This is a genomic window from Kitasatospora sp. NPDC048298 (assembly GCF_043201465.1).
Classification (GTDB): Bacteria; Actinomycetota; Actinomycetes; order Streptomycetales; family Streptomycetaceae; genus Kitasatospora.
The window spans coordinates 186,811-211,130 of the sequence record NZ_JBICYZ010000007.1 but is presented as its reverse complement, the minus strand read 5'-3'; the positions used below and the strand labels follow the sequence as shown (position 1 = coordinate 211,130).

The 24,320-nt window shown below is 73.4% G+C and carries 24 protein-coding genes; 15 read left to right on the top strand and 9 right to left on the bottom strand.

Features of this window, described 5'->3' with window-relative positions; translation table 11 throughout:
• Positions 1-9: 9 nt before the first annotated feature.
• A complete protein-coding gene (locus ACGF0D_RS09085; RefSeq protein ID WP_392867066.1) occupies positions 10-1,464 on the bottom strand; it encodes an NAD(P)H-quinone dehydrogenase in 1,455 nt (484 codons plus the stop codon).
• Positions 1,465-1,563: 99 nt separating this feature from the next.
• Between ACGF0D_RS09085 and ACGF0D_RS09080 the strand changes: the two genes are divergently transcribed.
• The 3 genes from ACGF0D_RS09080 (at position 1,564) to ACGF0D_RS09070 (ending at position 4,858) form a co-directional block, all read left to right on the top strand.
• The gene (locus tag ACGF0D_RS09080; protein WP_224284955.1) at positions 1,564-2,001 is read left to right on the top strand and encodes a gamma-glutamylcyclotransferase; all 438 of its coding nucleotides are present in this window, start codon (positions 1,564-1,566) and stop codon (positions 1,999-2,001) included.
• A 166-nt stretch (positions 2,002-2,167) separates the two neighbouring features.
• Complete coding sequence (locus tag ACGF0D_RS09075) at positions 2,168-2,989, top strand: purine-nucleoside phosphorylase (RefSeq protein WP_392867069.1); 822 nt, start codon at positions 2,168-2,170, stop codon at positions 2,987-2,989.
• 144 nt (positions 2,990-3,133) lie between these two features.
• Complete coding sequence (locus tag ACGF0D_RS09070) at positions 3,134-4,858, top strand: phospho-sugar mutase (protein ID WP_392914429.1); 1,725 nt, start codon at positions 3,134-3,136, stop codon at positions 4,856-4,858.
• Positions 4,859-4,922: 64 nt separating this feature from the next.
• On the opposite strand, the gene ACGF0D_RS09065 is transcribed toward ACGF0D_RS09070, so the two are convergent.
• Positions 4,923-5,603, bottom strand: a complete 681-nt coding sequence (locus ACGF0D_RS09065; RefSeq protein ID WP_392867075.1) for a PH domain-containing protein — start codon at positions 5,601-5,603, stop codon at positions 4,923-4,925.
• Positions 5,604-5,709: 106 nt separating this feature from the next.
• On the opposite strand from ACGF0D_RS09065, the gene deoC reads away from it, so the two are divergent.
• From deoC to ACGF0D_RS09045, 4 genes are all read left to right on the top strand, one after another.
• The gene (deoC, locus tag ACGF0D_RS09060) at positions 5,710-6,696 is read left to right on the top strand and encodes a deoxyribose-phosphate aldolase (protein WP_392914428.1); all 987 of its coding nucleotides are present in this window, start codon (positions 5,710-5,712) and stop codon (positions 6,694-6,696) included.
• Between the two features lie 5 nt (positions 6,697-6,701).
• The gene (locus tag ACGF0D_RS09055) at positions 6,702-8,183 is read left to right on the top strand and encodes an aldehyde dehydrogenase family protein (RefSeq protein WP_392914427.1); all 1,482 of its coding nucleotides are present in this window, start codon (positions 6,702-6,704) and stop codon (positions 8,181-8,183) included.
• Complete coding sequence (locus tag ACGF0D_RS09050; protein WP_392867084.1) at positions 8,176-9,078, top strand: aldehyde dehydrogenase family protein; 903 nt, start codon at positions 8,176-8,178, stop codon at positions 9,076-9,078. Before ACGF0D_RS09055 ends, ACGF0D_RS09050 begins: the two co-directional genes overlap by 8 nt.
• 198 nt (positions 9,079-9,276) lie before the next feature.
• Entirely contained in the window at positions 9,277-9,915 is a 639-nt protein-coding gene (locus ACGF0D_RS09045) for an ATP-binding protein (RefSeq protein WP_392867087.1), read from the top strand.
• Between the two features lie 168 nt (positions 9,916-10,083).
• Here the strand turns inward: ACGF0D_RS09045 and ACGF0D_RS09040 are convergent, their stop codons facing one another.
• Entirely contained in the window at positions 10,084-11,058 is a 975-nt protein-coding gene (locus ACGF0D_RS09040) for a SigE family RNA polymerase sigma factor (protein ID WP_392914426.1), read from the bottom strand.
• A 278-nt stretch (positions 11,059-11,336) separates the two neighbouring features.
• Between ACGF0D_RS09040 and ACGF0D_RS09035 the strand changes: the two genes are divergently transcribed.
• The 4 genes from ACGF0D_RS09035 to ACGF0D_RS09020 all read left to right on the top strand — a co-directional run bounded on the left by ACGF0D_RS09035 (position 11,337) and on the right by ACGF0D_RS09020 (position 14,682).
• On the top strand, positions 11,337-12,014 hold the full coding sequence (locus tag ACGF0D_RS09035) for a response regulator transcription factor (protein ID WP_030257458.1): 678 nt from the start codon (positions 11,337-11,339) through the stop codon (positions 12,012-12,014).
• Between the two features lie 62 nt (positions 12,015-12,076).
• The gene (locus tag ACGF0D_RS09030) at positions 12,077-13,621 is read left to right on the top strand and encodes an ATP-binding protein (protein ID WP_392914425.1); all 1,545 of its coding nucleotides are present in this window, start codon (positions 12,077-12,079) and stop codon (positions 13,619-13,621) included.
• The gene (locus tag ACGF0D_RS09025; protein WP_392867096.1) at positions 13,618-13,950 is read left to right on the top strand and encodes a hypothetical protein; all 333 of its coding nucleotides are present in this window, start codon (positions 13,618-13,620) and stop codon (positions 13,948-13,950) included. The genes ACGF0D_RS09030 and ACGF0D_RS09025 overlap by 4 nt, the downstream gene beginning before the upstream one ends.
• Before the next feature lie 108 nt (positions 13,951-14,058).
• A complete protein-coding gene (locus ACGF0D_RS09020) occupies positions 14,059-14,682 on the top strand; it encodes a VanZ family protein (protein ID WP_392867099.1) in 624 nt (207 codons plus the stop codon).
• Here ACGF0D_RS09020 and ACGF0D_RS09015 read toward each other — a convergent pair.
• Complete coding sequence (locus ACGF0D_RS09015; RefSeq protein ID WP_392867102.1) at positions 14,652-15,332, bottom strand: PhzF family phenazine biosynthesis protein; 681 nt, start codon at positions 15,330-15,332, stop codon at positions 14,652-14,654. The genes ACGF0D_RS09020 and ACGF0D_RS09015 overlap by 31 nt on opposite strands.
• A gap of 148 nt (positions 15,333-15,480) precedes the next feature.
• On the opposite strand from ACGF0D_RS09015, the gene ACGF0D_RS09010 reads away from it, so the two are divergent.
• Positions 15,481-16,080 (top strand): hypothetical protein, encoded by a 600-nt coding sequence (locus tag ACGF0D_RS09010; protein ID WP_392867105.1) that lies wholly within the window; start codon positions 15,481-15,483, stop codon positions 16,078-16,080.
• A gap of 87 nt (positions 16,081-16,167) precedes the next feature.
• On the opposite strand, the gene ACGF0D_RS09005 is transcribed toward ACGF0D_RS09010, so the two are convergent.
• Complete coding sequence (locus tag ACGF0D_RS09005; RefSeq protein ID WP_392914424.1) at positions 16,168-17,544, bottom strand: hypothetical protein; 1,377 nt, start codon at positions 17,542-17,544, stop codon at positions 16,168-16,170.
• Between the two features lie 353 nt (positions 17,545-17,897).
• On the opposite strand from ACGF0D_RS09005, the gene ACGF0D_RS09000 reads away from it, so the two are divergent.
• Positions 17,898-18,083: a PspC domain-containing protein gene (locus tag ACGF0D_RS09000; protein WP_350735952.1), complete on the top strand. Its 186-nt coding sequence runs from the start codon at positions 17,898-17,900 to the stop codon at positions 18,081-18,083.
• Positions 18,084-18,162: 79 nt separating this feature from the next.
• Here ACGF0D_RS09000 and ACGF0D_RS08995 read toward each other — a convergent pair whose 3' ends face one another.
• From ACGF0D_RS08995 to ACGF0D_RS08985, 3 genes are all read right to left on the bottom strand, one after another.
• Positions 18,163-18,534, bottom strand: coding sequence for a hypothetical protein (locus ACGF0D_RS08995; protein ID WP_392867110.1), 372 nt, complete (start codon positions 18,532-18,534; stop codon positions 18,163-18,165).
• Positions 18,535-18,763: 229 nt separating this feature from the next.
• Complete coding sequence (locus ACGF0D_RS08990; RefSeq protein WP_392867113.1) at positions 18,764-19,921, bottom strand: adenosine deaminase; 1,158 nt, start codon at positions 19,919-19,921, stop codon at positions 18,764-18,766.
• A 130-nt stretch (positions 19,922-20,051) separates the two neighbouring features.
• Positions 20,052-21,020, bottom strand: a complete 969-nt coding sequence (locus tag ACGF0D_RS08985) for a LysR family transcriptional regulator (RefSeq protein WP_392867116.1) — start codon at positions 21,018-21,020, stop codon at positions 20,052-20,054.
• Between the two features lie 92 nt (positions 21,021-21,112).
• Here ACGF0D_RS08985 and ACGF0D_RS08980 point away from each other — a divergent pair, with 92 nt between their 5' ends.
• Together ACGF0D_RS08980 and ACGF0D_RS08975 are read left to right on the top strand one after the other, a co-directional pair.
• The gene (locus ACGF0D_RS08980) at positions 21,113-22,399 is read left to right on the top strand and encodes an MFS transporter (protein ID WP_392914423.1); all 1,287 of its coding nucleotides are present in this window, start codon (positions 21,113-21,115) and stop codon (positions 22,397-22,399) included.
• A 26-nt stretch (positions 22,400-22,425) separates the two neighbouring features.
• Complete coding sequence (locus ACGF0D_RS08975) at positions 22,426-22,980, top strand: Uma2 family endonuclease (RefSeq protein WP_392914422.1); 555 nt, start codon at positions 22,426-22,428, stop codon at positions 22,978-22,980.
• 30 nt (positions 22,981-23,010) lie between these two features.
• On the opposite strand, the gene ACGF0D_RS08970 is transcribed toward ACGF0D_RS08975, so the two are convergent.
• A complete protein-coding gene (locus tag ACGF0D_RS08970) occupies positions 23,011-24,288 on the bottom strand; it encodes a thymidine phosphorylase (RefSeq protein WP_392914421.1) in 1,278 nt (425 codons plus the stop codon).
• Positions 24,289-24,320: the final 32 nt, after the last annotated feature.

The window sequence follows — 24,320 nt, the reverse complement described above, 5'->3', positions numbered from 1 at the left end:
GCCGAACGCTCAGGATTCGCCGTCGGCCCGCTTGCGGACGTGCAGTTGCCGGGCGGCCTCGGCGGTCGAGCCGGAGACGGACGGGTAGACGGTGAAGGCGCTGGCCACCTGTTCGACCGTCAGATTGGCGTCCACCGCGAGCGCGATCGGGTGGATCAGCTCGCTGGCCCGCGGGGCGACGACGACGCCGCCGACCACGATGCCGGTGCCCGGGCGGCAGAACAGCTTCACGAAGCCGTCGCGGATGCCCTGCATCTTCGCCCGCGGGTTGCCGCGCAGCGGGAGCTTGACCACGACGGCGTCCATCTTGCCGCACTCCACGTCGGCCGCCGTGTAGCCGACGGTGGCGATCTCCGGGTCGGTGAAGACGTTGGAGGCCACGGTCTTGAGGTTCAGCGGCTGCACCGCGTCGCCGAGCGCGTGGTACATCGCGATCCGGCCCTGCATGGCCGCCACCGAGGCGAGCATGAAGACGCCGGTGCAGTCGCCCGCCGCGTACACGCCGGGGGCGGTGGTGCGGGAGACCCGGTCGACCTGGATCTGGCCCCAGTCGTTGAGCTTGACCCCGGCCTCCTCCAGACCCATGTCGGAGGTGTTGGGGATCGAGCCGACCGCCATCAGGCAGTGGGTGCCCTCGATCACCTTGCCGTCGGCCAGCATGACCTCGACCCGGTCGCCGATCCGCTTGACGCTCTCGGCGCGCGAGCGGCCCATCACGTTCATGCCGCGGCGGCGGAAGACGTCCTCCAGCACCTCGGCGGCGTCCGGGTCCTCGCCCGGCAGCACCCGGTCGCGGCTGGACACCAGGGTCACCTTGGAGCCGAGCGCCTGGTAGGCGCCGGCGAACTCGGCGCCGGTCACACCGGAGCCGACCACGATCAGCTCGCGGGGCAGCTCCTCCAGGTCGTACACCTGGGTCCAGGTGAGGATCCGCTCGCCGTCCGGCTGGGCGTCCGGCAGCTCGCGCGGGTGGGCGCCGGTGGCGATCAGCACCGCGTCGGCGCGCAGCGACTGCACGGTGCCGTCGGGGGCGTCCACCAGCACCTCGCGGGAGCCGTCCACGGCCTGCCCGCCGCCGCCGAGCCGGCCGCGGCCGCGCAGCACGGTGACGCCGGCCCGGGTGACGGACTGGGTGATGTCGTGGGACTGGGCGATGGCCAGCCGCTTCACCCGTCGGTTGACCTTGCCCAGGTCCACGCCGATCACCCGGGCGGCCTGCTCGACGGGCGGGGTGTCGTCCGCGACCAGGATGCCCAGTTCCTCGTACGAGCTGTCGAAGGTGGTCATCACCTCCGCGGTCGCGATCAGGGTCTTCGACGGAACGCAGTCCGTGAGCACCGCCGATCCGCCCAGACCGTCGGTGTCGACGACGGTCACCTCCGCGCCGAGCTGTGCGGCGACCAGGGCCGCCTCGTAGCCGCCGGGTCCGCCACCGATGATCACGATCCGAGTCACGTTCCCCATTGTCCCGCACGCCGGGACCGCCGCCACGCCGGGGTCCGGGCTTCCGTACCTTCGTCCAGTAGCCGCGGCCCGCCCGCCGCCCGGGCTACGCTGGCCCCCATGCCCCTTTACGCCGCGTATGCCACCAACCTCGATGCCCGGCAGATGACCCGCCGAGCCCCGCACTCCCCGCTGCGCGGCACGGGGTGGCTAGCCGGCTGGCGGCTCACCTTCGGTGGCGAGCAGCTCGGTTGGGAGGGCTCGCTGGCCACCGTCGTCGAGGACGAGAAGGACCAGGTCTTCGTCTCGCTGTACGACGTCGCGCCGATGGACGAGGAGGGCCTGGACCGCTGGGAGGGCGTCCAGCTCGGCATCTACCGCAAGATCAAGCTGCGCGCGCAGACCCTGGACGGGGACATCCCGGTCTGGACGTACGTGCTCAACGACTACGAGGGCGGCCTGCCCGCGGCCCGCTACCTCGGCCTGATCGCCGATGCCGCGGAGAGCGCCGGCGCCCCGCACGACTACGTGATGGACCTGCGCCGCCGCCCCTGCTGAAGGGGTGCGGGTACGGAGGGTGCGTAACACCGTCCGTGGGGAAACCGAAGGACCGGTAGGCCCGGAACCACCGCCGAGCTGTGTTTTCGGGCCAACCGGGTAACGATCCGGCATGCCGCGGCCGAATTTCTACGCGCGTAGCCGATTCCCGTCTATCCTCGGACCCGTGAACGCTTCTCCTCAGTCGGTCGTCTCCGCCGACCCCTACGCCGCCGCCCAGGCCGCCGCCGAGCGCCTGCGCGAGCTGACCGGTGCCGAGCGGCACGACGTCGCCCTGGTGATGGGCTCCGGCTGGGTGCCGGCCGCCGACGCCCTGGGCGAGACCGTGGCCGAGTTCCCGGTCACCGAGCTCCCGGGCTTCCCCGCCCCCGCCGTCGCCGGCCACGCCGGCACGATCCGCTCGGTGAAGATCGGCGACAAGCGCGCCCTGATCTTCCTCGGCCGCAACCACTACTACGAGGGCCACGGCGTGGCCACCGTCGTCCACGGCGTGCGCACCGCCGCCGCGGCCGGCTGCGGCATCATCGTGCTGACCAACGGCTGCGGCGGCCTGCGCCACGGCTGGACCCCGGGTCAGCCGGTCCTGATCAGCGACCACATCAACCTGACCGCCGACTCCCCGATCGTCGGCGCCAACTTCGTCGACCTCACCGACCTGTACTCCAAGCGCCTGCGCGCGCTGTGCCGCGAGGTCGACCCGTCGCTGGACGAGGCCGTCTACGTCCAGTTCCGCGGCCCGCACTACGAGACCCCGGCCGAGGTCAACATGGCCCGGGTGCTCGGCGGCGAGCTGGTCGGCATGTCCACCACCCTGGAGGCCATCGCCGCCCGCGAGGCCGGCGCCGAGGTGCTCGGCATCTCCCTGGTCACCAACCTGGCCGCCGGCATGACCGGCGAGCCGCTCAACCACGCCGAGGTGCTGGAGGCCGGCAAGGCCTCCGCCGAGCGCATGGGCGAGCTGCTGGCGAAGGTCCTTGAGCGGATCTGACGCCCGCGAGGCGCAGAATCATGGCTGACGGGGCCCACGGGCGGCGTGATCCGCTGATCACGCCCTCCCGTGGGCCCCGTCCGCATGTGCGCCCCCTTCCGTACGGAACCCTCCGGTCACAGCTGAAACCCCGATGGAGCTGGCATGACGCAGGCACTCAACCCCGACCTCCTCGCCCGGGCCCGGACCTGGCTGGCCGAGGACCCCGACCCGCAGACCCGCGAGGAGCTCACCGCCCTGCTGGCCCGGGCCGAGGGCCCGGAGGCCGAGACCGACAGCAAGCTCGCCTGGGCGGAGATCGCCGAGCGCTTCTCCGACCGCCTCCAGTTCGGCACCGCCGGCCTGCGCGGTGAACTCGGCGCCGGCCCGATGCGGATGAACCGCGCCGTGGTGATCCGGGCAGCCGCCGGCCTGGTCGCGTACGTCAGGCAGCAGGGCCTGGGCGACCTGGTCGTCATCGGCTACGACGCCCGCCACAAGTCGTACGACTTCGCCCGCGACACCGCCGCCGTGGTGGTCGGCGCCGGCCTGCGCGCCGCGCTGCTGCCGCGCCCGCTGCCGACCCCGGTGCTCGCCTTCGCCGTCCGCCACCTGGGCGCGGCCGCCGGCGTCACCGTGACCGCCAGCCACAACCCGCCGCAGGACAACGGCTACAAGGTCTACCTGGGCGACGGCTCGCAGATCGTCCCGCCGGCCGACGCCGGGATCGCCGCCGAGATCGACGCGATCGGCTCGCTGGACGAGGTCCCGCGCGCCGAGGAGGGCTGGGAGGTGCTCGGCGAGGACGTCGTCGAGGCGTACCTGGCCCGGGCCGTCTCCATCGTGGACCCGCACAGCCCGCGCGACCTGGACGTCGTCTACACCCCGATGCACGGCGTCGGCCGCGACACCCTGGTCGCCGCCTTCCGCCGGGCCGGCTTCCCCGCGCCCACCGTGGTCGCCGAACAGGCCGAGCCCGACCCGGACTTCCCGACCGTGGCCTTCCCCAACCCGGAGGAGCCGGGGGCGATGGACCTCGCCTTCCGCACCGCCGCCGCCGTCGGCCCCGACATCGTGATCGCCAACGATCCGGACGCCGACCGCTGCGCGGTGGCCGTCCCCACCAACGGCAACGCGGCCGGCGGCGGCCAGGGCGCGGCCGGCTGGCGGATGCTGCGCGGCGACGAGGTCGGCGCGCTGCTCGGCTCGGCCCTGGTCGCGAAGAAGGCCGAGGGCACCTTCGCCACCACCATCGTCTCCGCCACCCTGCTCGGCCGGATCGCCGAGGCCGCGGGCCTGGACTACGCCGAGACGCTGACCGGCTTCAAGTGGCTCTCCCGCGCCGAGGGCCTGCGCTACGGCTACGAGGAGGCGCTCGGCTACTGCGTCGACCCGCAGGGCGTCCGGGACAAGGACGGCATCACCGCCGCCCTGCTGGTCGCCGAACTCGCCGCCACCCTCAAGAAGTCCGGCCGCACCCTGTCCGACCTGCTGGACGACCTGGCGCTGGAGCACGGCCTGCACGCCACCGACCAGCTCTCCGTGCGGGTCCAGGACCTCTCGCTGATCGCCGACGCCATGCGCCGCCTGCGCGAGCGGCCGCCGACCGTCCTGGCCGGTCTGCAGGTCACCCGCGCCGACGACCTGTCGGCCGGCTCCGCCGAGCTGCCGCCCACCGACGGCCTGCGCTACTACCTGGCCGGCGAGGGCGTCCGCTCCGCCCGCATCGTGGTCCGCCCCTCCGGCACCGAGCCCAAGCTCAAGTGCTACCTGGAGGTGGTCCTCCCGGTCGCCTCGGCCGCCGACCTCGCCGCCACCCGCGAGCGCGCCGCCGAGCTCCTCGCCACCGTCAAGCGGGACCTCGCCGAGGCCGCCGGCATCACCGCCTAGGGGGCGTGTACCCGAAGGGCCCGCCGGTCACGACCGGCGGGCCCTTGGCGTACGTGCCGCGGTGTCAGACCGCGATGACGGTGACCAGCGCGACCAGGCCGAGCAGGGTGGGGGCGATGACCCACCAGCACCAGCGGACCTCGACCGGGCCGGCCGCCGTGGGGCGGGCGGCGTTGCGCTCGGCCGCCTCCTGGAGCACGGCGGCGACCTGGTCGGACCAGGCGCGGGTGGGGTCGGGCGAACCCTGGACGACCGGGTTGGTCCGCTTGGCCATGCCCAGCCCCAGACCGGTCCTGGCGGCGTGCTCGGCGGCACCCGAGCGCTGCGCCCGGGTGGCCCGCTTGCGCTGGCGCAGCGACACCGGCACCGCCCAGACCTGGTACTTCTTCCCGCCGGCGAGCAGTTCGACCGAGTACCCCGCGCGCAGCGCGTCCACCGAGGCCCACGGCGCCACGACGGTCCGCCACGGGTTGCGCACGACCAGCCTGTCGCGGCCGGCCGTCACGACCGGGCGCAGCGTGTACGCGATCACCGGGAAGGCGAACACCGGCACCGCCGCGAGCGCGACGTACGGGGTCTTCCCCGTCCCGCTCACCACCGCGTCGCCGATCAGCCAGGCCGCGACGAGCAGCAGCAGCACTCCGGAGATCACACCGGGGACAGAGCGGTACACGCGGTCCGTGTACGCGGGCTCCCCGTCGGGGGCGGCCGGGCCCTGGTGGGGCTTGCCGTCGGAATCGGTCATGGCGTCGATTCTGCCCCATGCCCCTCGCGCCGAGGTCTCGGTCCGGCCACGAATGGCAGGCGCTCTGGCGGCCCACTACGCGCGTAGATATGCTGGTCTGGTGACTATGTCCACTGTTGCAGCCAATGCCCTCGGCGTTGCGGGCAGCGGCCTTCAGGACGTTGCGGCGTCCGAGGCCTCGCTCCGCCGGTTCCTGCACGGCCTGCCCGGCGTCGACCAGGTCGGCCTGGAGGCGCGTGCCGCCGCTCTCGGTACCCGCTCGATCAAGACCACGGCGAAGGCGTACGCCATCGACCTGGCGATCTCGATGATCGACCTGACCACGCTGGAGGGCGCGGACACGGTCGGCAAGGTGCGCGCGCTGTGCGCCAAGGGCAGGACCCCCGACCCGACCGATCCGACCACCCCCCGCGTCGCCGCCATCTGCGTCTACCCGGACATGGTCGCCACCGCGAAGGCCGCCCTGAAGGGCACCGACATCCAGGTCGCCTCGGTGGCCACCGCCTTCCCGGCGGGCCGCGCCGCCCTCCCGGTCAAGCTGGCCGACACCGCCGACGCGGTGGCCGCGGGCGCCGACGAGATCGACATGGTGATCGACCGAGGCGCCTTCCTCTCCGGCCGCTACCTCGACGTCTACAACGAGATCGTGGCCGTCAAGGAGGCGTGCAAGCGCCCGGACGGCACCTCCGCCCACCTCAAGGTGATCTTCGAGACCGGCGAGCTGCAGACCTACGACAACGTCCGCCGGGTCTCCTGGCTGGCGATGCTGGCCGGCGCCGACTTCATCAAGACCTCCACCGGCAAGGTCGCCGTCAACGCGACCCCCCCGGTCACCCTGCTGATGCTGGAGGCGGTCCGCGACTTCCGCGCCGCCACCGGCGTCCAGGTCGGCGTCAAGCCCGCCGGCGGCATCCGCACCACCAAGGACGCCATGAAGTACCTGGTGATGGTCAACGAGACCCTCGGGGACGACTGGCTGACCCCGCACTGGTTCCGCTTCGGCGCCTCCAGCCTGCTCAACGACCTGCTGATGCAGCGCCAGAAGCTGGCCACCGGCCGCTACTCCGGCCCCGACTACGTGACGGTGGACTGATCACCATGGCCAAGAAGAAGAACACCGAGGAGCCCGTGGCCAAGCCCGCCGGCGGCCTCTTCGCCTACGCCCCGGCCCCGGAGTCCCCGGCCGCCGCCGGCGACATCGCCACCTCCTACGGCCACTTCATCGGCGGCGAGTTCGTCGACTCCTCCGGCAACGAGGCCCTGAAGACGGTCAACCCGGCCACCGAGCAGGTGCTCGCCGAGTTCGCCCAGGGCACCGAGGAGGACGTGGACCGCGCGGTCGCCGCCGCCCGCAAGGCCTTCGCCGACTGGTCGGCGCTGCCCGGCAGCGAGCGCGCCAAGTACCTGTTCCGGATCGCCCGGATCATCCAGGAGCGCAGCCGCGAGCTGGCCGTGCTGGAGTCGATCGACAACGGCAAGCCGATCCGCGAGACCCGCGACGTCGACCTGCCGCTGGTCGCCGCGCACTTCTTCTACTACGCGGGCTGGGCCGACAAGCTGGACTACGCCGGCTTCGGCGCCAACCCGAAGCCGCTGGGCGTGGCCGGCCAGGTCATCCCGTGGAACTTCCCGCTGCTGATGCTGGCGTGGAAGATCGCGCCCGCGCTGGCGACCGGCAACACGGTCGTGCTGAAGCCGGCCGAGACCACCCCGCTGACCGCGCTGCGCTTCGCCGAGATCTGCCGCCAGGCCGGTCTGCCGAAGGGCGTCGTCAACATCGTCACCGGTGACGGCCGCACCGGCGCCGCGCTGACCTCCCACCCGGACGTCAACAAGGTCGCGTTCACCGGCTCCACCCCGGTCGGCCGCGCCATCGCCAAGCAGCTGGCCGGCACCCGCAAGAAGCTCTCGCTGGAGCTGGGCGGCAAGGCCGCGAACATCGTCTTCGACGACGCGCCGATCGACCAGGCGGTCGAGGGCATCGTCAACGGCATCTTCTTCAACCAGGGCCACGTCTGCTGCGCGGGCTCGCGCCTGCTGGTCCAGGAGTCGGTCCAGGACGAGCTGCTGGACGCCCTCAAGCGCCGGATGGCCACCCTGCGGGTCGGCGACCCGCTGGACAAGAACACCGACATCGGCGCCATCAACTCGGCCGAGCAGCTGGCCCGGATCACCGCGCTGACCGAGGCCGGCGAGGCCGAGGGCGCCGAGCGCTGGTCGCCGGCCTGCGAACTCCCGGGCACCGGCTTCTGGTTCAAGCCGACCCTGTTCACCGGCGTGAGCCAGGCCCACCGGATCGCCCAGGAGGAGATCTTCGGCCCGGTCCTGTCGGTGCTGACCTTCCGCACCCCCGCCGAGGCGGTCGAGAAGGCCAACAACACCCCGTACGGCCTCTCCGCCGGCATCTGGACGGAGAAGGGCTCGCGCATCCTGTGGATGGCGAACCGGCTCCGGGCCGGCGTGGTCTGGGCCAACACCTTCAACAAGTTCGACCCGACCTCGCCGTTCGGCGGCTACAAGGAGTCGGGCTACGGCCGCGAGGGTGGCCGCCACGGTCTGGAGGCCTACCTCGATGTCTGATGTCGCAACGCGTCTTGACGTCCTCAAGACCTACAAGCTGTACGTCGGCGGGAAGTTCCCGCGCTCCGAGAGCGGGCGGGTGTACGAGGTGACCGACGCAAAGGGCGAGTGGCTCGCCAACGTCCCGCTGGGCACCCGCAAGGACGCCCGCGACGCCGTCGTGGCCGCCCGCAAGGCGGTCAAGGGCTGGTCCGGCACCACCGCGTACAACCGCGGCCAGGTGCTGTACCGGGTGGCCGAGATGCTCCAGGGCCGGCGCGAGCAGTTCGCCGCCGAGGTGTCCGTCTCCGAGGGCATCGGCCCGAAGAAGGCCGCCGCGCTGGTGGACGCCGCGATCGACCGCTGGGTCTGGTACGCGGGCTGGACCGACAAGGTCGCCCAGATCGCGGGCGGCGCCAACCCGGTCGCCGGGCCGTACTTCAACCTCTCCACCCCGGAGCCGACCGGCGTGGTCGGGATCGTCGCCCCGCAGGCCGGGTACGGGCACTCGCTGCTCGGCCTGGTCTCGGTGATCGCCCCGGCGATCGCCACCGGGAACACGGTCGTGGTCGCGGCCGCCGCGGACGCCCCGCTGCCCGCGCTGTCGCTGGGCGAGGTGCTGGCCACCTCGGACGTCCCGGGCGGCGTGGTCAACATCATCTCGGGCCGGACCGCGGACATCGCCCCCACCCTGGCCTCGCACCAGGACGTCAACGCGGTGGACCTCACCGGAGCCATCGCCGTCGACGGTCCCGGCGCGGCGCAGGCGCTGGAAGCCGCCGCCGCGGATACCCTGAAGCGGGTGGTCCGTCCGGTACTGGACCCGTTCGCCCAGGACTGGACCAATGCACCCGGTACCGACCGGCTACTCTCGTTCCTGGAGACGAAGACGGTCTGGCACCCGATGGGGATCTGACCTCCCCGCTCCGAGTAACAACTCCACAGACTGGCCGTCCCCAGTGCCCTCACCCCCCCAGGGCCCGGACGGTCACAGGACGGACCCGCGCCTCTCCCCCCCTGGCGCGGGTCCGTCGGCGTTCCGGCGGTTCCCGCCGCGGGAGTTGCGGACCGACCGGTTTCGGCAACCGGCCGGGATGCGTCAGACTGGTGTCCCGTGAGTGACTCCCCCATGAACCCCGCACCGACCGGGCATGCCCGGGTGATCCTGCTCTCCGGGCCCTCCGGGTCGGGGAAGTCCTCGCTCGCCGAGCGCAGCGGCCTGCCGGTGCTCCAGCTCGACGACTTCTACAAGGACGGGGACGACCCGACCCTGCCGCGGCTGCCGGACGGCGCCGTCGACTGGGACTCCCCGCTGGCCTGGCACCGCGACCAGGCGCTCGCCGCGATCCGCGCCCTGCACGAGCGGGGCCGCGCGGACGTCCCGGTGTACTCGATCCCGGACAACGGCCGCACCGGCACCCGCGGCCTGGAGCTGGGCGGGGCGGCCGCGTTCATCGCGGAGGGCATATTCGCCGCCGAGATCACCGCCGACTGCGCCGACCAGGGCCTGCTCGGCGACGCCCTGTGCCTGCGCAACGGCGCGCTGACCACGGCCTGGCGCCGACTGCGCCGGGACGTCCGGGAGGGCCGCAAGTCGCTGCCGGTGCTGCTGCGCCGGGGCCTGAGGCTGATGCGGGCCGAACGGTCCATCGTCAGCCGGCAGGTCGCCCTCGGCTCGTACGCGTGCGCCGGCCCCGAGGCCGAACGGCGGATCCGCGCCGCGGCCAGGACGACGGAGCTCTCCGCCGCCTGACCCCCGGTACGACCCGGCCCCGGACACGACGCGGGGCCCGGTGCGTCTCCCCCGCACCGGGCCCGCGCCTTCCCCGAACGATCCTCGGCTCCCCCACGGGCGTGCTCCCCCGAGCTGCTGCCCCCGGACCGTGACCGTCCGCTTCCCGTCCCCCGACGGGAGTCCTCGTTACGCGACCAGCTCGCCGAACGCCCGGACGGTGTCGCCCGACTTGTTCAGGTGCTCGTCCTCGCGCAGCCGGCGCAGGGCGCGCCAGATGCTGCTCTTGACCGTGCCGACGCTGATCCCCAGCACGTCGGCGATCTCCGGGTCGGTCTTGCCCTCGTAGTACCGCAGTACCAGCATGGTGCGCTGGTTCTCCGGCAGCTTCGCCAGCGCCTGCCAGAGCACGGTGCGCAGCTCGGTGCCGCCCATCGCGTCGGTGTCGCCGGCCGTCTCCGGCAGCTCCTCGGTCGGGTACTCGTTGACCTTGCGGCGCCGCCAGGCGGAGATGTGCAGGTTGGTCATGGTGCGGCGAAGGTACCCGCCGACCGCGGCCTTGTCGGTGATCCGGCCCCAGGCCCGGTAGGTGCTGAAGAGCGCGCTCTGCAGCAGGTCCTCGGCCTCGTAGCGGTCACCGGTCAGGTGGTACGCCGTGGCGTACAGGGAGGCGCGGCGCTCGCGCACGTACGCGGTGAACTCCTTGATGTGGTCCTCCGCGACGGCCGGGTGCTCCCCCTGCGCGCCTCCCTGCCCGGCCTCGGTGGTGCGGGCCGCGGCGGGGTTCAACCGCAGCAGCGTCGCACCGGCGGCCTCGCGACCGGTCGGCTCCCCCGAACCGACCGTCCGCAGACCGTTCCCCCCGGTACCCCGGTTGTTTCCCGGGATGTCCTTGCCCTCGACGCGGACGGGGAGGATGCCCCGCAGCGTGAGGGTGTTGGAGGAGTCGGCCGAACTCCCCAGACGGCCGATCCCGTACAGCTCCCCCGTCCTGCCGCCGCCGCTCACCCGACGGGCGCCAGGGTTTCCACCGGTGCTGTGCGCGCACCCCCGCACGGTCACGGCACCGGAGTTCTCGTCGGTCCTGACCTCGTACCGGGTCCGGTGGGACGTGGCTGACGAACGCGCGGTGCGGACAGCCGGGTTGGTCCGGGTCTGAAGCATGGCGTTCATCGTGCGCCCCCTGGGTCGGTACGAGCGGTTCCGGTAGCCGCCCTTCAGCCGGCCTTGCGGCCCGCTGTCCTGCGGCGACATGGAAAATCCTGCCCGCCGGTTGTGATGGCGCTGTCCGCCGACTGTCACAGGGGTGTCACAGGAGCGGGCCGAATGTCCCGGTCCGCCTCCCTCCGTACCGGACGCCGGTGGCGCGCGTTCCGGTTCCCGAGGGGACGGCAGGCCCTCCGGGGGGTGATTCGGGGCTGCCGGTGGGCCAAAATGGGGCCGTGCCTTTCCTCCTACTGATCGAGGACGACGACGCCATCCGCACCGGCCTCGAACTCGCCCTCACCCGCCAGGGCCACCGCGTGGCCACCGCCGCCTCCGGCGAGGACGGCCTGAGGCTCTTCAAGGAGCAGCGGCCCGACCTGATCGTGCTGGACGTGATGCTGCCCGGGATCGACGGCTTCGAGGTGTGCCGGCGGATCCGCCGCACCGACCAGCTGCCGATCATCCTGCTGACCGCCCGCTCGGACGACATCGACGTGGTGGTGGGCCTGGAGTCCGGCGCGGACGACTACGTGGTGAAGCCGGTGCAGCCCCGCGTGCTGGACGCGCGGATCCGGGCCGTGCTGCGGCGCGGCGAGCGGGAGAGCTCGGACTCCTCGGCCTACGGCAGCGTGGTGATCGACCGCGCGGCGATGACCGTCACCAAGGACGGGCAGGACCTCCAGCTCACCCCGACCGAGCTGCGGCTGCTGCTGGAGCTCAGCCGCCGCCCCGGCCAGGCGCTCTCCCGCCAGCAGCTGCTGCGGCTGGTCTGGGAGCACGACTACCTCGGCGACTCCCGCCTGGTGGACGCGTGCGTGCAGCGGCTGCGGGCCAAGGTCGAGGACGTGCCGTCCGCGCCGACGCTGATCCGCACCGTCCGCGGGGTGGGCTACCGGCTGGACCCGCCGGCCTGACCGGGGGCGCCCTCGCCCCGCCCCTCCCCGACCTCTGAACTCCCGTACCACGACAGGCTCTTGTGACTGACCATCAGACGACTGCCCGGCGGTTCTCGACGGGCCGGTGGCGTCGGCTGCGCTCCCTGCGGGTGCGGCTGATCGCGGTGTTCGCGGCCGTCGCGCTGCTCGCCGCCGTCTCGGCCTCCGGCATCGCGTACTGGCTGAACCGCGACGCGGTGCTCAAGCGCGCCCAGGACACCGCGCTGAACGACTTCAGGGTCTCGCTCACCCGCAACGTCTCCGAGCTGCCGCTGAACGCGAGCTGCCCGGAGCTGGCGACGCTGGCGTCCAACGTGGCCAGCTCGGGGCTGACGTACGACGTGGTGGTCGTCGACCCGGCGCACCCGGAGTGCCCGGCCTCCTCCGACCCGGCGAACTTCACGCTGGCGGACGTCCCGGCCGCGCTGCAGTCCACCGTCGCCAAGCCGCGCGAGATCACCGAGAACAACCCGTACCCGTACCACCTGTACTGGCAGCGGCAGAACCTGGACGGCCGGCCGTTCGTGATCGGCGGCACCAAGGTGGTGCCGAACGGCCCGACGGCGTACATGTTCAAGTCGCTGGAGAACGAGCGGGCCGACCTCAACACCCTGGGCTGGTCGCTGGCCATCGCAACGCTGCTCGCGCTGATCGGCTCGGCGCTGCTCGCCCAGGCCGCCTCGGCGACGGTGCTGCGGCCGGTCAAGCGGCTCGGGGACGCCGCCCGGCGGCTCGGCCAGGGGCACCTGGACACCCGGCTGGAGGTCGAGGGCTCGGACGAACTCGCCGACCTGGCGCGGACCTTCAACCGGGCCGCGGAGTCGCTGCACGAGCAGGTCGAGGAGCTGAGCGCGCGCGAGGCGCAGAGCCGGCGGTTCGTCGCCGACATGTCGCACGAGCTGCGCACCCCGCTGACCGCGATGACCGCCGTGACGGACATCCTGGAGGACGAGGCCGAGTCGCTGGACCCGATGATCGAGCCGGCCGTCCGACTCGTGGTCAGCGAGACCCGCCGGCTGTCCGACCTGGTGGAAAACCTGATGGAGGTGACCCGCTTCGACGCCGGCACCGCCAAGCTGGTCGCCGACGAGGTGGACATCGCCGACCTGATCATGTCCTGCATCGACGGGCGGGCCTGGTACGACGCGGTCGAGGTGGACGCCCCGCGCGGCATCCTGGCCGTGGTCGACCCGCGCCGGCTCGACGTGGTCTTCGCCAACCTGATCGGCAACGCGCTGAAGCACGGCGGCTCGCCGGTGCGGGTGAAGGTCCGCCAGGACGGGGAGTCGGTCGTGGTCGAGGTCTCCGACAGCGGCCCGGGCATCCCGGAGGACGTGCTGCCGCACGTCTTCGACCGCTTCTACAAGGCGGACCGGGGGCGGGCGCGCTCGGAGGGCAGCGGCCTCGGGCTGTCGATCGCGATGGCCAACGCACAGATACACGGGGGAACGATCACGGCGGCGAACGGGGAGGTCGGCGCGGTGTTCACCCTGACCCTGCCGTCGGCCCCGCCGCCTCCGCCGTCCGCGGACGAGGCCGAGGGCGGCCCCGCCGGCGACGCCGCCCAGGACAAGGACGCCACGTGACCACCCCCACCGACACCGCTGCCCCCCGCACCGTCCTGCGCCGCGGCGCCGGCGTGCTGCTGCTGATCGCCCTGGCCTCCGGCTGCGGCATCCGGCCGACCGCCGTACCGGTCGACGCCGGCGCGCCCGCCAGCCGGACGGCCTGCCCGACCACCCCGCACATACCGGCGGCGCTGGCCACCCCGCCGGGACCGGCCCCGACCATGACCCCGGCCCGCGGCGCCAAGGCGTCCGCGAGCCCGAGCCCGTCGCCCACCCCGGTGACGCCGGGCAGCCCGCCGCCGGACAACGTGTTCGGCGCGGTGCCGACGGCCTCGCCCTGCAAGTAGGCCGCCGGGAAGGGCGCGGAGAGGGGCGTGGAGCGGTTCGGGGGCGTGTTTGGGAATGTTCACGCCGGGTGTGGAACCGACGTGGCGTCGGACCACGTCCTTCCCCCCGTGCAGCGAGATGGCACCAGGACACGCGACGAGCGTTCCGGCGCGGGGAACGAGAAGAGCCCGGCGGCGGCCGTCCACCGTCCCCTCCGGTGGGCCGGACTGGCGGGTCTCACCGGCCATCTGGCGCTGGTCCTCTGGCTGGTGCTGAGACCGCTGCCGGTGGCCTGGGTGTACGACGCCAACCTGACGCCGCTCGCCTCGCTCCGCTCCTCCAGCGGCTGGCAGGTGGTCGGCGAGCTCCTGCTGCTGGCCCCGCTCGGGGTCCTGCTGCCGCTGGCCGGCGGCCGGCTCCGGGCCCCCTGGCTGCCGTCCTTCCTGCGCACCACCGGCGTCTCCGCGCTGCTGGCGACCGCGCTGGAGTTCCTCTCCTCCTGGGCGCCCGGGCACGTCCTCAACGTGGACCACATCCTGCTCGCCGTGGCCGGCGTGGCCGCCGTCCACCTCGCGCTCGTCCCCGGCCTGCGGCACCTGCTGCGGGACCGGCGGCCGCGGGCGCCCCGGCTGACGGTGCTCTCCGTGCCGCCGGTGGCCGCCGCGTCGGCCGTGGCCGTGGCCCCGCTCGCGGCCGTCGCACCCGCCGCCCGCCGACGCGCCTACGCGGAGCCGACCCCGCCGGTCGGCTGAGCCGGGCGCGGGGTGCGGACCACCCGGCCGCCGACCTCGACCAGCCCGCCCGGACGCGGTCCGGCCAGCAACTGCGAGCCCCGCCCCTGGGTGACGGTCAGCGCCCGGCCGAGGCGCGCGGCCAGCAGCAGGGCGGCCGCACCCGTCGCCTCGTCCTCGTCGATCCCGTCCCCCCGCCCGGGGAAGGCCCGGGCCCGCACGGTACCGGCCGCCTCGTCCTGCCAGGCCCAGGCGTAGACCCACTCCCCCGGCGGCGGCACCTCCAGGGCCTCCACCTCGGCCGCCGAGCCGTACTGCCGCAGCGTGCGCGGCGGGGCCCACTCCGGGCGGGCCTCGATCCGGGTCAGCCCGCCCTCGCGCCGCACCGCCACCTCGCCGGCCGCCGTGACCAGCCGGTCCACCCCGAGCAGCCAGGCGGCGCCCACGCACGGGTGGCCGGCGAACGGCAGCCGCACCGACGGGGCGTAGATGTCGATCTCCCCGCGCTCCGGGTCGTCGACGAACACCGTCTCGCTGAAGCCGAGTTCGTGTGCGATCCGCTGCCGGTCCGCGCGCTCCGGCACGGCGGCGCCGTCGCGCACCACTCCGAGCGCGTTCCCGTGGCTCCCGTCCGGCCCGCAAAAGACCCGCAGCACCTCAAACTCCGTCATTTCCCACCTCGTCCACTCCCGTTCCGGCACAGCGCAATGACACCGTGACGCAAAGGCGGAGGCGAATGTCGGCCGCCTCCAGTACTGTGCGCTCTCGTCCCCGAACGGTGCCCACCGTTTTCCGTCTTCCCCTCCCCAGGAAACCCCCTTGAACAATCTCGACTTCAGCGGCCAGCCGCTCTTCTCCTGGTACGTCGTGCTGCTGGCGCTCAGCGGCGTCATCATGGTGGCCCTCGGGGCCGTCTCCGGCGGACTGAAGGCCGGCCTGCGCGTCCTCAACGTGGTCATCGGCCTCGGGCTCCTGGGGTACGCCTACTACCTGCTGTTCGTCTTCGAGGGCGGCACGTACACCATCTTCTTCAAGGTGTTCATCCTGCCGATCGGCATGATCGTCGCCTCGGTGAAGGCGATCGTCGAGCGCAGCAACGCCAAGCAGCAGCCCGCCCAGGCGGCGGCCCCGTTCGACCCCAACGCGCCGCAGGGGGCGTTCAACCCGGGCGCGCCGTTCAACCCCAACGCCCCGCAGGCGCCGTTCAACCCGGGCGCCCAGCAGGCCCCGTTCAACCCCAACGCCCCGCAGACGCCGTACGCCCAGCAGCCGGGTGCGCCCGTCCCGCCGGTCGCGCCGCAGGCCGCCCCGCCCGCGACGCCGCAGGCCGCCTCGCCGTACCAGCCGGGCGTCCCGCCGCAGCCGGTGGCCGACAACCCGTACGCCCAGCCGCAGCCGCCGCAGAACCCGGTCGGCTGACGCGCCGCACCCTCCGTACGGACGCCGGAAGGCCCGTCCGTCACCCGCTGCCGAGCGGTGACGGACGGGCCTTCCGGCGTCCTCGGGTCAGTTCCCGGTGCCGCGCCGCACGCGGTTGCGGCGCCACGCCACCACCAGGATGCCGAGGCCGAGGGCGATCGCGGTCGCACCGGTGATCGCCATCGGCTCCGTCGAGCCACCGCCGGTGGAGGCCAGCCGGGGGTCCGCGGCCGGGGCCGCGGCGGCGACCACCGGCGCGCCGACCGCCGCCGGGCTCGGCGCCGCGGCGGTGGCCTGGGCGACCGGGAGGACCGGGGCGCCCGCGGTCTCGGACTCGGTCGACACCGGGGCGACCGGGGCCGCGGAGGTGGGCCCCGGCGTCTGGGTGGCACTGGGAGCCGCCGCGGTCACGATCGTGAAGTCGGCCTTCTGGCTGGACACCACGGTCGCGCTCTCGCCGGGGCCGGGCAGGCTGCCCGCCATGGCCACCAGCGACTCGAGACGAGCCGACGCGTCCTTGGTGAAGGACAGCCGGACGTTGATCGTGTGGGTACCGCCCTTCGGCAGGGCGAACTCGTCCGAGCCCGTGTCGCCCGGCCGGAGGTTCATGTAGAGCCAGGTCGGGTGCTCCGAGTTGCCGCCGGGACCGCCCGGCAGCCAGGCCCCGTCCGGCCCCTGGTACTCGAACCGGACCGTCTCGAAGGGGAGTTCGGTCACCCCCTGGAAGACGACCGTGGGCATGACCCGGAGGTCCTTGCCGCTGGTGTTGGTGAAGACCAGCTTGAACGGCTTCGCCTCGCCGCCCGCCGTGAAGGTGGTGGGCACCCCGACGAGCCTGACGTCGGCCGCGGCGGCGGGTGTGGGCGCCGGCGTGGTCGGCGTGACCGCCGGAGCGATCACCGTGTTCGTCCGCTCGCTCTGGGCGAAGCCGCTCCGCTGCTCCCGCGGCAGGGTGGGGTCATCGACGTTGGCGTTGAAGCCCAGACTCACCCGGCCGGCCGGGGCCTCGGCGGCGACGGTGAGCCGCAGCCGGTAGACCGCCTCGACGCCCGCCGCCAGGTGCAGCGTGGCCGACCGGTCGATCTCCCAGAAGGCGCCGACGCTCGCGGCGTTCACCGTGGCGTCCTGCCACTGCGCGCCGCCGGGCGACCGGTACTCCAGCTTGAAGTGGCTCTGCCTGGTGCCGGCGCCGGTGTCCCCGACGACGAAGGCGGAGGACAGCACGTCCACCTGGTGGTCGGCGGTGTTCCTGAGCCTCGCGGTGAACTCCACCGGCGCGCCACCCGCCTTGACGGTGGCGGGCGCGCCGCCGAGCACGACCGTGACCGGCGAGGGCTGGATCTGGGTGCCCCGCACGAGCGCGACGGCCTCCGAGGCGGCGAAGACGGCCGGGGCCTCGACGGCGGCCAGGCCGGAGGCCAGCGAGACGGCGGCGGCCGCGGCCAGGAATCTGCGATGCCGCATGCGAAATCCAACCTCACGAGAGAATTCGGACAGAACCCAACAGGACGTGAAATCGCTTGCAGGAGAGGTTTTTCCACAACAAAGTCGGGCTTTTCGTCCGCCCCCCGGCCGACCGCGATCGGCAGCATCCTACCGAGCCCCGTCCGGGGGTCCGGACGGGCCCGGCCGGATATTCGGCCCGCCCCTCGGGGTGACCCTGAGGACGACCCCGACTTCCGACTACGACTCCCCGGTGACCCTTCGGGGTGGGGAATCACCTGCCGGGCGGAGGATCGGGGGCCGCCGGCGGCGGAGTATGGAAACAGCCCGCCGGACCGGCCGGACCGGGCCGCCACCGCCGCAGGGAGAGAACCATGAGTGCCCGCCTCGCCCGTCCCCGCCACAACCGTGTCATCGCCGGCGTCTGCGCCGGGATCGCCGAACGCTTCGGCCTGACCCCGTGGACCGTCCGGCTGATCTTCCTGCTCTCCTGCCTGCTGCCCGGCCCCCAGTTCCTGCTCTACCTGGCCCTCTGGGTGCTGCTCCCCCAGGAACCGTGAGCCTGGCGGCCCAGCACGCGGCGACGGGCCGCCCGCCCCGGAGATCCCCGGGGTGGGCGGCCCGTCGCCGTGCGGTGGCTCAGCCGGTCAGGCCGGGGAGGGCCGGGAGGGTGCCGGCCAGCCCACCGAGCGGGGTCTTGTCCAGACCCGGGACGGTCGGGAGGGCGCCGCGCTGCTGGGTGACGCCGGCCACCGCGGTGTCGCCGGCCGGGACGGCCTGGCCGACGCTCGGGGCGAGGGTGCCCAGCGTCTCGGTCACCTTGCCGGTGGCGGGCAGCTTGGCGGCGGTGTCGGCGACCGCACTGCTCACGGCCGGGTTCGTCAACACGCCGGTGGGCAGCCCGAGGCCGCCGGCCGCCTGGCCGTCGACCGCGGAGGCGGTACCGGCGCCGACCGCCGCGATGGCGATGCCGAGCGCCGCGGTGCCCGCGGCCTTGAGAGCCTGCTTCATGGTTGGTCCCCTTTGGGTCCTCGTCGGTGGCCGACTGCACGCTCGGAACCGGCGAACGGGCGACCGCCGCCGTGACGTGTCGGCAATGACGGGCACACCGTAGTGAGCAGGTCGCGTGGGAACCAAAGGGCGTTCACTCACTCGAGTGAGTAGTCGGATGAACGCCAACTCCCTTGGGGGAGCGGGTCGTTCATCCGACCGACCGCGCCGGGAACGTCGCCCCGACGGCTCAGTTGCCGCCGGTGCCCGCGCTGAACAGCCACTCCGCCTTCAGCTCGGCGTAGCCCGGCTTGATCACGTCGTTGATCATCGCCAGCCGCTCGTCGAAGGGCAGGAACGCGGACTTCATCGCGTTCACCGTGAACCACTCCAGGTCGCCCAGGGTGTAGCCGAAGGCCTCCACCACGTGGCCGAACTCCCGGCTCATGCTGGTACCGCTCATCAGCCGGTTGTCGGTGTTCACGGTGACCCGGAACTTCAGCCGGCTGAGCAGCCCGATCGGGTGCTCGGTGTACGAAGTGGCGGCACCGGTCTGGATGTTGGAGGTCGGGCACATCTCCAGCGGGATGCGCTTGTCGCGCACGTACGCGGCCAGCCGGCCGAGCTCGACCGCGCCGTCCTCGCCCACCGTGATGTCGTCGACGATCCGCACGCCGTGGCCGAGCCGGTCGGCGCCGCAGCACTGCAGGGCCTCCCAGATCGACGGCAGGCCGAAGGCCTCGCCCGCGTGGATGGTGAAGTGGTTGTTCTCGCCCTTGAGGTAGTCGAAGGCGGCCTGGTGGCGGGTGGGCGGGTAGCCGGCCTCGGCACCGGCGATGTCGAAGCCGACCACGCCCCCGTCCCGGTGACGGTTGGCCAGCTCGGCGATCTCGGTGGAGCGCGCGGCGTGCCGCATCGCGGTCAGCAGGGTGCCGACGCGGATCCGGTGGCCGGCCTCACGGGCGTTGGCCTCGCCGAGGCGGAAGCCCTCCTGGACGGCCTCGACGACCTCGTCCAGGCTCAGTCCGGCCTCCAGGTGCTGTTCCGGGGCGTAGCGGACCTCGGCGTACACGACGCCGTCGGCGGCCAGGTCCTCGGCGCAGTCCGCGGCGACCTTGACCAGCGCCTCACGGGTCTGCATCACGGCGCAGGTGTGCGCGAAGGTCTCCAGGTAGCGGACCAGCGAGCCGGAGTCGGCGGCCTCGCGGAACCACTCGCCGAGCTCCTTGGGGTCGGTGGTGGGCAGGCCCTGGTAGCCGCAGGCGGCGGCCAGTTCGACCACCGTCTCCGGGCGCAGCCCGCCGTCCAGGTGGTCGTGCAGGAGGACCTTCGGCGCGCGGCGGATCTGGTCGGCGGTGGGGATGCGCGGGCCGGTGCCCGCGGTGGTGACGGGGATCTGCTGTTCCATTGCGGAAATATAGCCCCTACGCGCGTAGACCGACCACCGCGAACACCGCCGGATGGTCCAAACTCCATCCGGAATTCCACCGACCGGTCCATACGATCCACCAAAGCGCCGCACCACCGCGGCGACGGCGTCAGTCGTGCTGCAGCAACCGCCCGCGCCGGGACAGCACGAAGTCCCGGAACGCCCGGGCCGGCGGGGTCAGCGGCCGCCCCGCCGCCCAGGCCAGCCCGACCGCCCGCCGGGGACGCGGCGCCGTCACCTCCAGCTCCACCACCCCCGGCCGCGGCACCAGGGCCGGCGGCAGCAGCGCCACCCCCAAGCCGGCCGCCACCAGCCCGCGCAGCGTCTCCGCCTCCTCCCCCTCGAAGGCCAGCCGGGGGACGAACCCGGCCTGCGCGCAGAAGCCGTCCGTGATCACGCGCAGCCCGTAGCCCTGCTCCAGCCCGACGAACGGCTCCTCGGCCACCTCCGCCAGCCGGATCCGCCGCCGCCCGGCCAGCCGGTGGTCCGCCGGGACGACCAGGTGCAGCAACTGCTCGTCCAGCGGGCGGGCGGTGAACGCCGGGTCGTCCGGCAGCGGCGCCACCAGACAGAGGTCCAACTCCCCGGCCCGCAGCCGCTCCAGCATCGCCGCGCCGTAGTCCTGCACCAGCTGGAACCGCACCCGCGGGTGCGCCGCGCGGAAGCCGCGCAGCAGCGCCGGCACCGCGTCCGGCCCCATCGTGTGCAGGAAGCCGAAGGCCACCAGGCCCACCTCCGGGTCCGCCTCCGCCCGGGCCGCCGCCGCACCCCGCTCGACCTCGGCCAGCGCCCGCTCCACCGAGGCCAGCAGCAGCCGACCCGCCCTGGTCAGCCGGACGGTACGGCCCTGACGGGCCAGCAGATCCACCCCCAGCTCCTCCTCCAGCCGGGCCACCGCGCGCGACAGCGTCGGCTGCGGCACCCCGAGCAGCGCGGCCGCCTGGGTCACGTGCTCCAACCGGGCCACCGCCGCGAACTGCGCCAGCCGGGGCGCCAGCAGCACGGCCGGCTCCTCCGGCCCCAACTCGGCCACCCGGTACCGCTGCTCGCCGCCGTCCACCGCTTCCGGACCGGACATCCCGCCACCACCTCGACTCATGCACCAGTGCATCGATCATCCACGCTTCATGCATTGGACGCATCAACGACGGCAGGCCTACGGTCGACGTCATGCAGCCCTCCGATACCAGGGCGTCCGTGACCTCCCCGGACGCCCCCGCCACCGCCCCCTCCCCCGCCGCCACCGCGGACGACCGCCACCGCCCCGGCCAGCGCGCCTTCCGCCGCGCCAACCTCGCCCTGTTCGCCGCCGGGGTCGCGACCTTCGTCCTGCTCTACTCCACCCAGGGCCTGCTGCCGGTCCTCTCGGCCGACCTCGACCTCACCCCCGGCCAGGCCAGCTGGACCGCCTCCGCGGCCACCCTCGGCCTCGCCCTCGGGCTGCTCCCGGCCAGCGCGCTCTCCGACCGCCACGGCCGCACCGCCGTGATGACGGCCTCCACCCTCGCCGCCTCCGCGCTCGCCCTCGCCCTGCCCTTCGCACCGGACCTCACCACCCTCGTCACCCTGCGGGTCCTCCAGGGCGTCGTCCTCGCCGGGCTCCCGGCCACCGCCATGGCCTACCTCGCCGAGGAGGTCCACCCCAGCGCGCTGCCCTCCGCGATGGGCCTGTACGTGGCCGGCAACAGCATCGGCGGGATGGGCGGCCGGCTGCTCTCCGGCTGGACCGCCGCCGGGCTCGGCTGGCGCTGGGGCCTCGCCGCCTCCGCCGTCCTCGCCCTGCTCGCCACCCTCGCCTTCCGGCTGCTGATCCCCGCCGCCCGGCACTTCACCCCGGCCCCGGTGGACGCCCGCGCGCTCGCCCGGACCGTCGGACGGCACCTGCGCAACCCGCTGCTGGTGCGGTTGTACGCGCTCGGGATGCTGTTCATGGCGGTGTTCGGCGCGGTCTACAACACCGTCGGCTACCGGCTGATCGCCGCGCCGTTCCACCTGCCGGAGTCGATCGCCGCCTCGATCTTCGTGGTCTACCTGGTCGGCACCGGCACCTCCGCCGCGGCCGGACGGCTCTCCGGTCGGCTCGGCCGGCGCGGCGCCCTCTACGTCTCCATCGGCGTCACCGCGGCCGGCCTGCTGCTCTCCCTCGCCGGGTCCCTGCTCTGCGCGCTGCTCGGCCTGGTCCTGATCACCGCCGGCTTCTTCGCCGGCCACGCCACCGCCTCCTCCGCGGTCGGCCGCACCGCCACCGAGGGCCGCGCCCAGGCCTCCGCCCTCTACCTGATCGCCTACTACCTCGGCAACAGCCTCGGCGGCACCCTCGGAGCCGACGCCTACCACGCCACCGGCTGGCCCGGCGCCGCCACCGTCGGCCTCGCCGCCATGGCCCTGGCCACCGCCGTCACCCTCCACGCCACCCGCCGGGCCCACACGGCCCGACAGGCGGTCGCGAACGCTTGACAGCAGCCGCGGATACACTCCGGAACATGAGCATCGATCCTGCTGCGTACGCCCGGCTGCTCGAGATCGCGGATCAGCTGCCGAAGGTGCCGGGGATAGGGAAGATCGAGATCGCCGACGGCCAGATCGTCATGATGATGTCGCCCGTGAAGCGCCACGAACTCGCCGTGCTGCGCCTCTCCCGACAGCTCAACGCCCAGTTGCCCGTCACTCACCCCGGCCACATCGCCTACCACGGTGCGGATCTCCAGGATGCGGGGCTCGGCCAACTGCGCGACCCGGACCTGATGGTGTTCCCCGAGGCGACCTTGGAGGGCGAGCAGCGGGCCGTCCTCCCGCACGAGGTTCTGCTGGTCGTGGAAATCGTCTCCAAGTCCAACCCGGAGAACGACTACCACGACAAGGTCCGCGACTACGCGGCCATGGGGATTCCGTTCTACCTGCTCGTCGATCCCCGTACGGGCACGGGCATCGTGCACTCGGAACCCGGTTACGAGGCCCGGGAGAAGTTCGCCTTCGGCGACCGGATCGCCGTCGGTCCCTGGACGCTCGACACCAGCGGTCTGCTCACGTACGCCTGATCCGGCGTACGTGAGCAGACCTCACCACCCTCAGGCGATGCGGTCGAGGACGATCGGGTTCGGCGTGAACGCCGTGCCCGCCGGGGCGACCACGACGGCGCCGGCCAGCGCCTCGACGGCGTAGTCGAAGCGCTCCGGGGTGTCGGTGTGCAGGGTCAGCAGGGGCTGGCCGGCCACCACGGTGTCGCCGGGCTTGGCGTGCATCTCGACGCCGGCGCCGGCCTGGACCGGGTCCTCCTTGCGGGCCCGGCCGGCGCCCAGGCGCCAGGCGCAGACGCCGACGGCGTAGGCGTCCAGCGTGGTGAGCACGCCGGAGGCGGGCGCCGGGATGACGTGCTGCTCGCGGGCGACCGGGAGCGGGGCGTCGACGTCGCCGCCCTGGGCGGCGATCATGCGGCGCCAGTGGTCCATCGCGGAGCCGTCCCGCAGCGCGTCCGCCGGGTCCTTGCCCTGCACGCCGGCCGCGGCGAGCATCTCGCGGGCGAGCGCGAGGGTCAGCTCGACGACGTCGGCCGGGCCGCCGCCGGCGAGCACCTCCAGGGACTCCCGGACCTCCAGCGCGTTGCCCGCGGTGAGGCCGAGCGGGGTGGACATGTCGGTGAGCAGGGCGACGGTGTTGACCCCGGCGGTGGTGCCCAGGCCGACCATGGTGCGGGCGAGTTCGCGGGCGTCGTCCAGGTTCTTCATGAACGCCCCGGAGCCGACCTTGACGTCCAGGACCAGCGCGCCGGTGCCCTCGGCGATCTTCTTCGACATGATCGAGGAGGCGATCAGCGGGATGGCCTCGACGGTGCCGGTGACGTCGCGCAGCGCGTACAGCTTCTTGTCGGCCGGCGCGAGGCCGTCGCCCGCCGCGCAGATCACCGCGCCGGCGTCGCGCAGCACGTCCATCATCTCGTCGTTGGAGAGCAGGGCACGCCAGCCGGGGATGGACTCCAGCTTGTCCAGGGTGCCGCCGGTGTGGCCGAGGCCGCGCCCGGAGAGCTGCGGGACGGCGGCGCCGCAGGCGGCGACCAGCGGGGCGAGCGGCAGGGTGATCTTGTCGCCGACGCCGCCGGTGGAGTGCTTGTCGCTGGTGGGCAGCGGCAGCGAGGAGAAGTCCATCCGGACGCCGGAGCGGATCATGGCGTCGGTCCAGCGGCTGATCTCGCGCGGCCGCATCCCGTTCAGCAGGATCGCCATCGCCAGCGCGGACATCTGCTCGTCGGCGACCTCACCACGGGTGTAGGCGTCGATGACCCAGTCGATCTGAGCGTCGCTCAGCTCTCCGCGATCGCGCTTGGTCCTGATGACGGAGATGGCGTCCATGCGTGCTCCAAGAGGGGTTTCAAAAGCGAAGA

Excerpts from the sequence above, each read along its gene's own strand:
- ACGF0D_RS09085 (WP_392867066.1), bottom strand. The coding sequence starts at position 1,464 with ATGGGGAACGTGACTCGGATCGTGATCATCGGTGGCGGACCCGGCGGC.
- ACGF0D_RS09080 (WP_224284955.1), top strand. The coding sequence starts at position 1,564 with ATGCCCCTTTACGCCGCGTATGCCACCAACCTCGATGCCCGGCAGATG.
- ACGF0D_RS09070 (WP_392914429.1), top strand. The coding sequence starts at position 3,134 with ATGACGCAGGCACTCAACCCCGACCTCCTCGCCCGGGCCCGGACCTGG.
- ACGF0D_RS09065 (WP_392867075.1), bottom strand. The coding sequence starts at position 5,603 with ATGACCGATTCCGACGGCAAGCCCCACCAGGGCCCGGCCGCCCCCGAC.
- deoC (WP_392914428.1), top strand. The coding sequence starts at position 5,710 with ATGTCCACTGTTGCAGCCAATGCCCTCGGCGTTGCGGGCAGCGGCCTT.
- ACGF0D_RS09055 (WP_392914427.1), top strand. The coding sequence starts at position 6,702 with ATGGCCAAGAAGAAGAACACCGAGGAGCCCGTGGCCAAGCCCGCCGGC.
- ACGF0D_RS09050 (WP_392867084.1), top strand. The coding sequence starts at position 8,176 with ATGTCTGATGTCGCAACGCGTCTTGACGTCCTCAAGACCTACAAGCTG.
- ACGF0D_RS09040 (WP_392914426.1), bottom strand. The coding sequence starts at position 11,058 with ATGCTTCAGACCCGGACCAACCCGGCTGTCCGCACCGCGCGTTCGTCA.
- ACGF0D_RS09015 (WP_392867102.1), bottom strand. The coding sequence starts at position 15,332 with ATGACGGAGTTTGAGGTGCTGCGGGTCTTTTGCGGGCCGGACGGGAGC.
- ACGF0D_RS09005 (WP_392914424.1), bottom strand. The coding sequence starts at position 17,544 with ATGCGGCATCGCAGATTCCTGGCCGCGGCCGCCGCCGTCTCGCTGGCC.
- ACGF0D_RS09000 (WP_350735952.1), top strand. The coding sequence starts at position 17,898 with ATGAGTGCCCGCCTCGCCCGTCCCCGCCACAACCGTGTCATCGCCGGC.
- ACGF0D_RS08995 (WP_392867110.1), bottom strand. The coding sequence starts at position 18,534 with ATGAAGCAGGCTCTCAAGGCCGCGGGCACCGCGGCGCTCGGCATCGCC.
- ACGF0D_RS08990 (WP_392867113.1), bottom strand. The coding sequence starts at position 19,921 with ATGGAACAGCAGATCCCCGTCACCACCGCGGGCACCGGCCCGCGCATC.
- ACGF0D_RS08985 (WP_392867116.1), bottom strand. The coding sequence starts at position 21,020 with ATGTCCGGTCCGGAAGCGGTGGACGGCGGCGAGCAGCGGTACCGGGTG.
- ACGF0D_RS08980 (WP_392914423.1), top strand. The coding sequence starts at position 21,113 with ATGCAGCCCTCCGATACCAGGGCGTCCGTGACCTCCCCGGACGCCCCC.
- ACGF0D_RS08975 (WP_392914422.1), top strand. The coding sequence starts at position 22,426 with ATGAGCATCGATCCTGCTGCGTACGCCCGGCTGCTCGAGATCGCGGAT.
- ACGF0D_RS08970 (WP_392914421.1), bottom strand. The coding sequence starts at position 24,288 with ATGGACGCCATCTCCGTCATCAGGACCAAGCGCGATCGCGGAGAGCTG.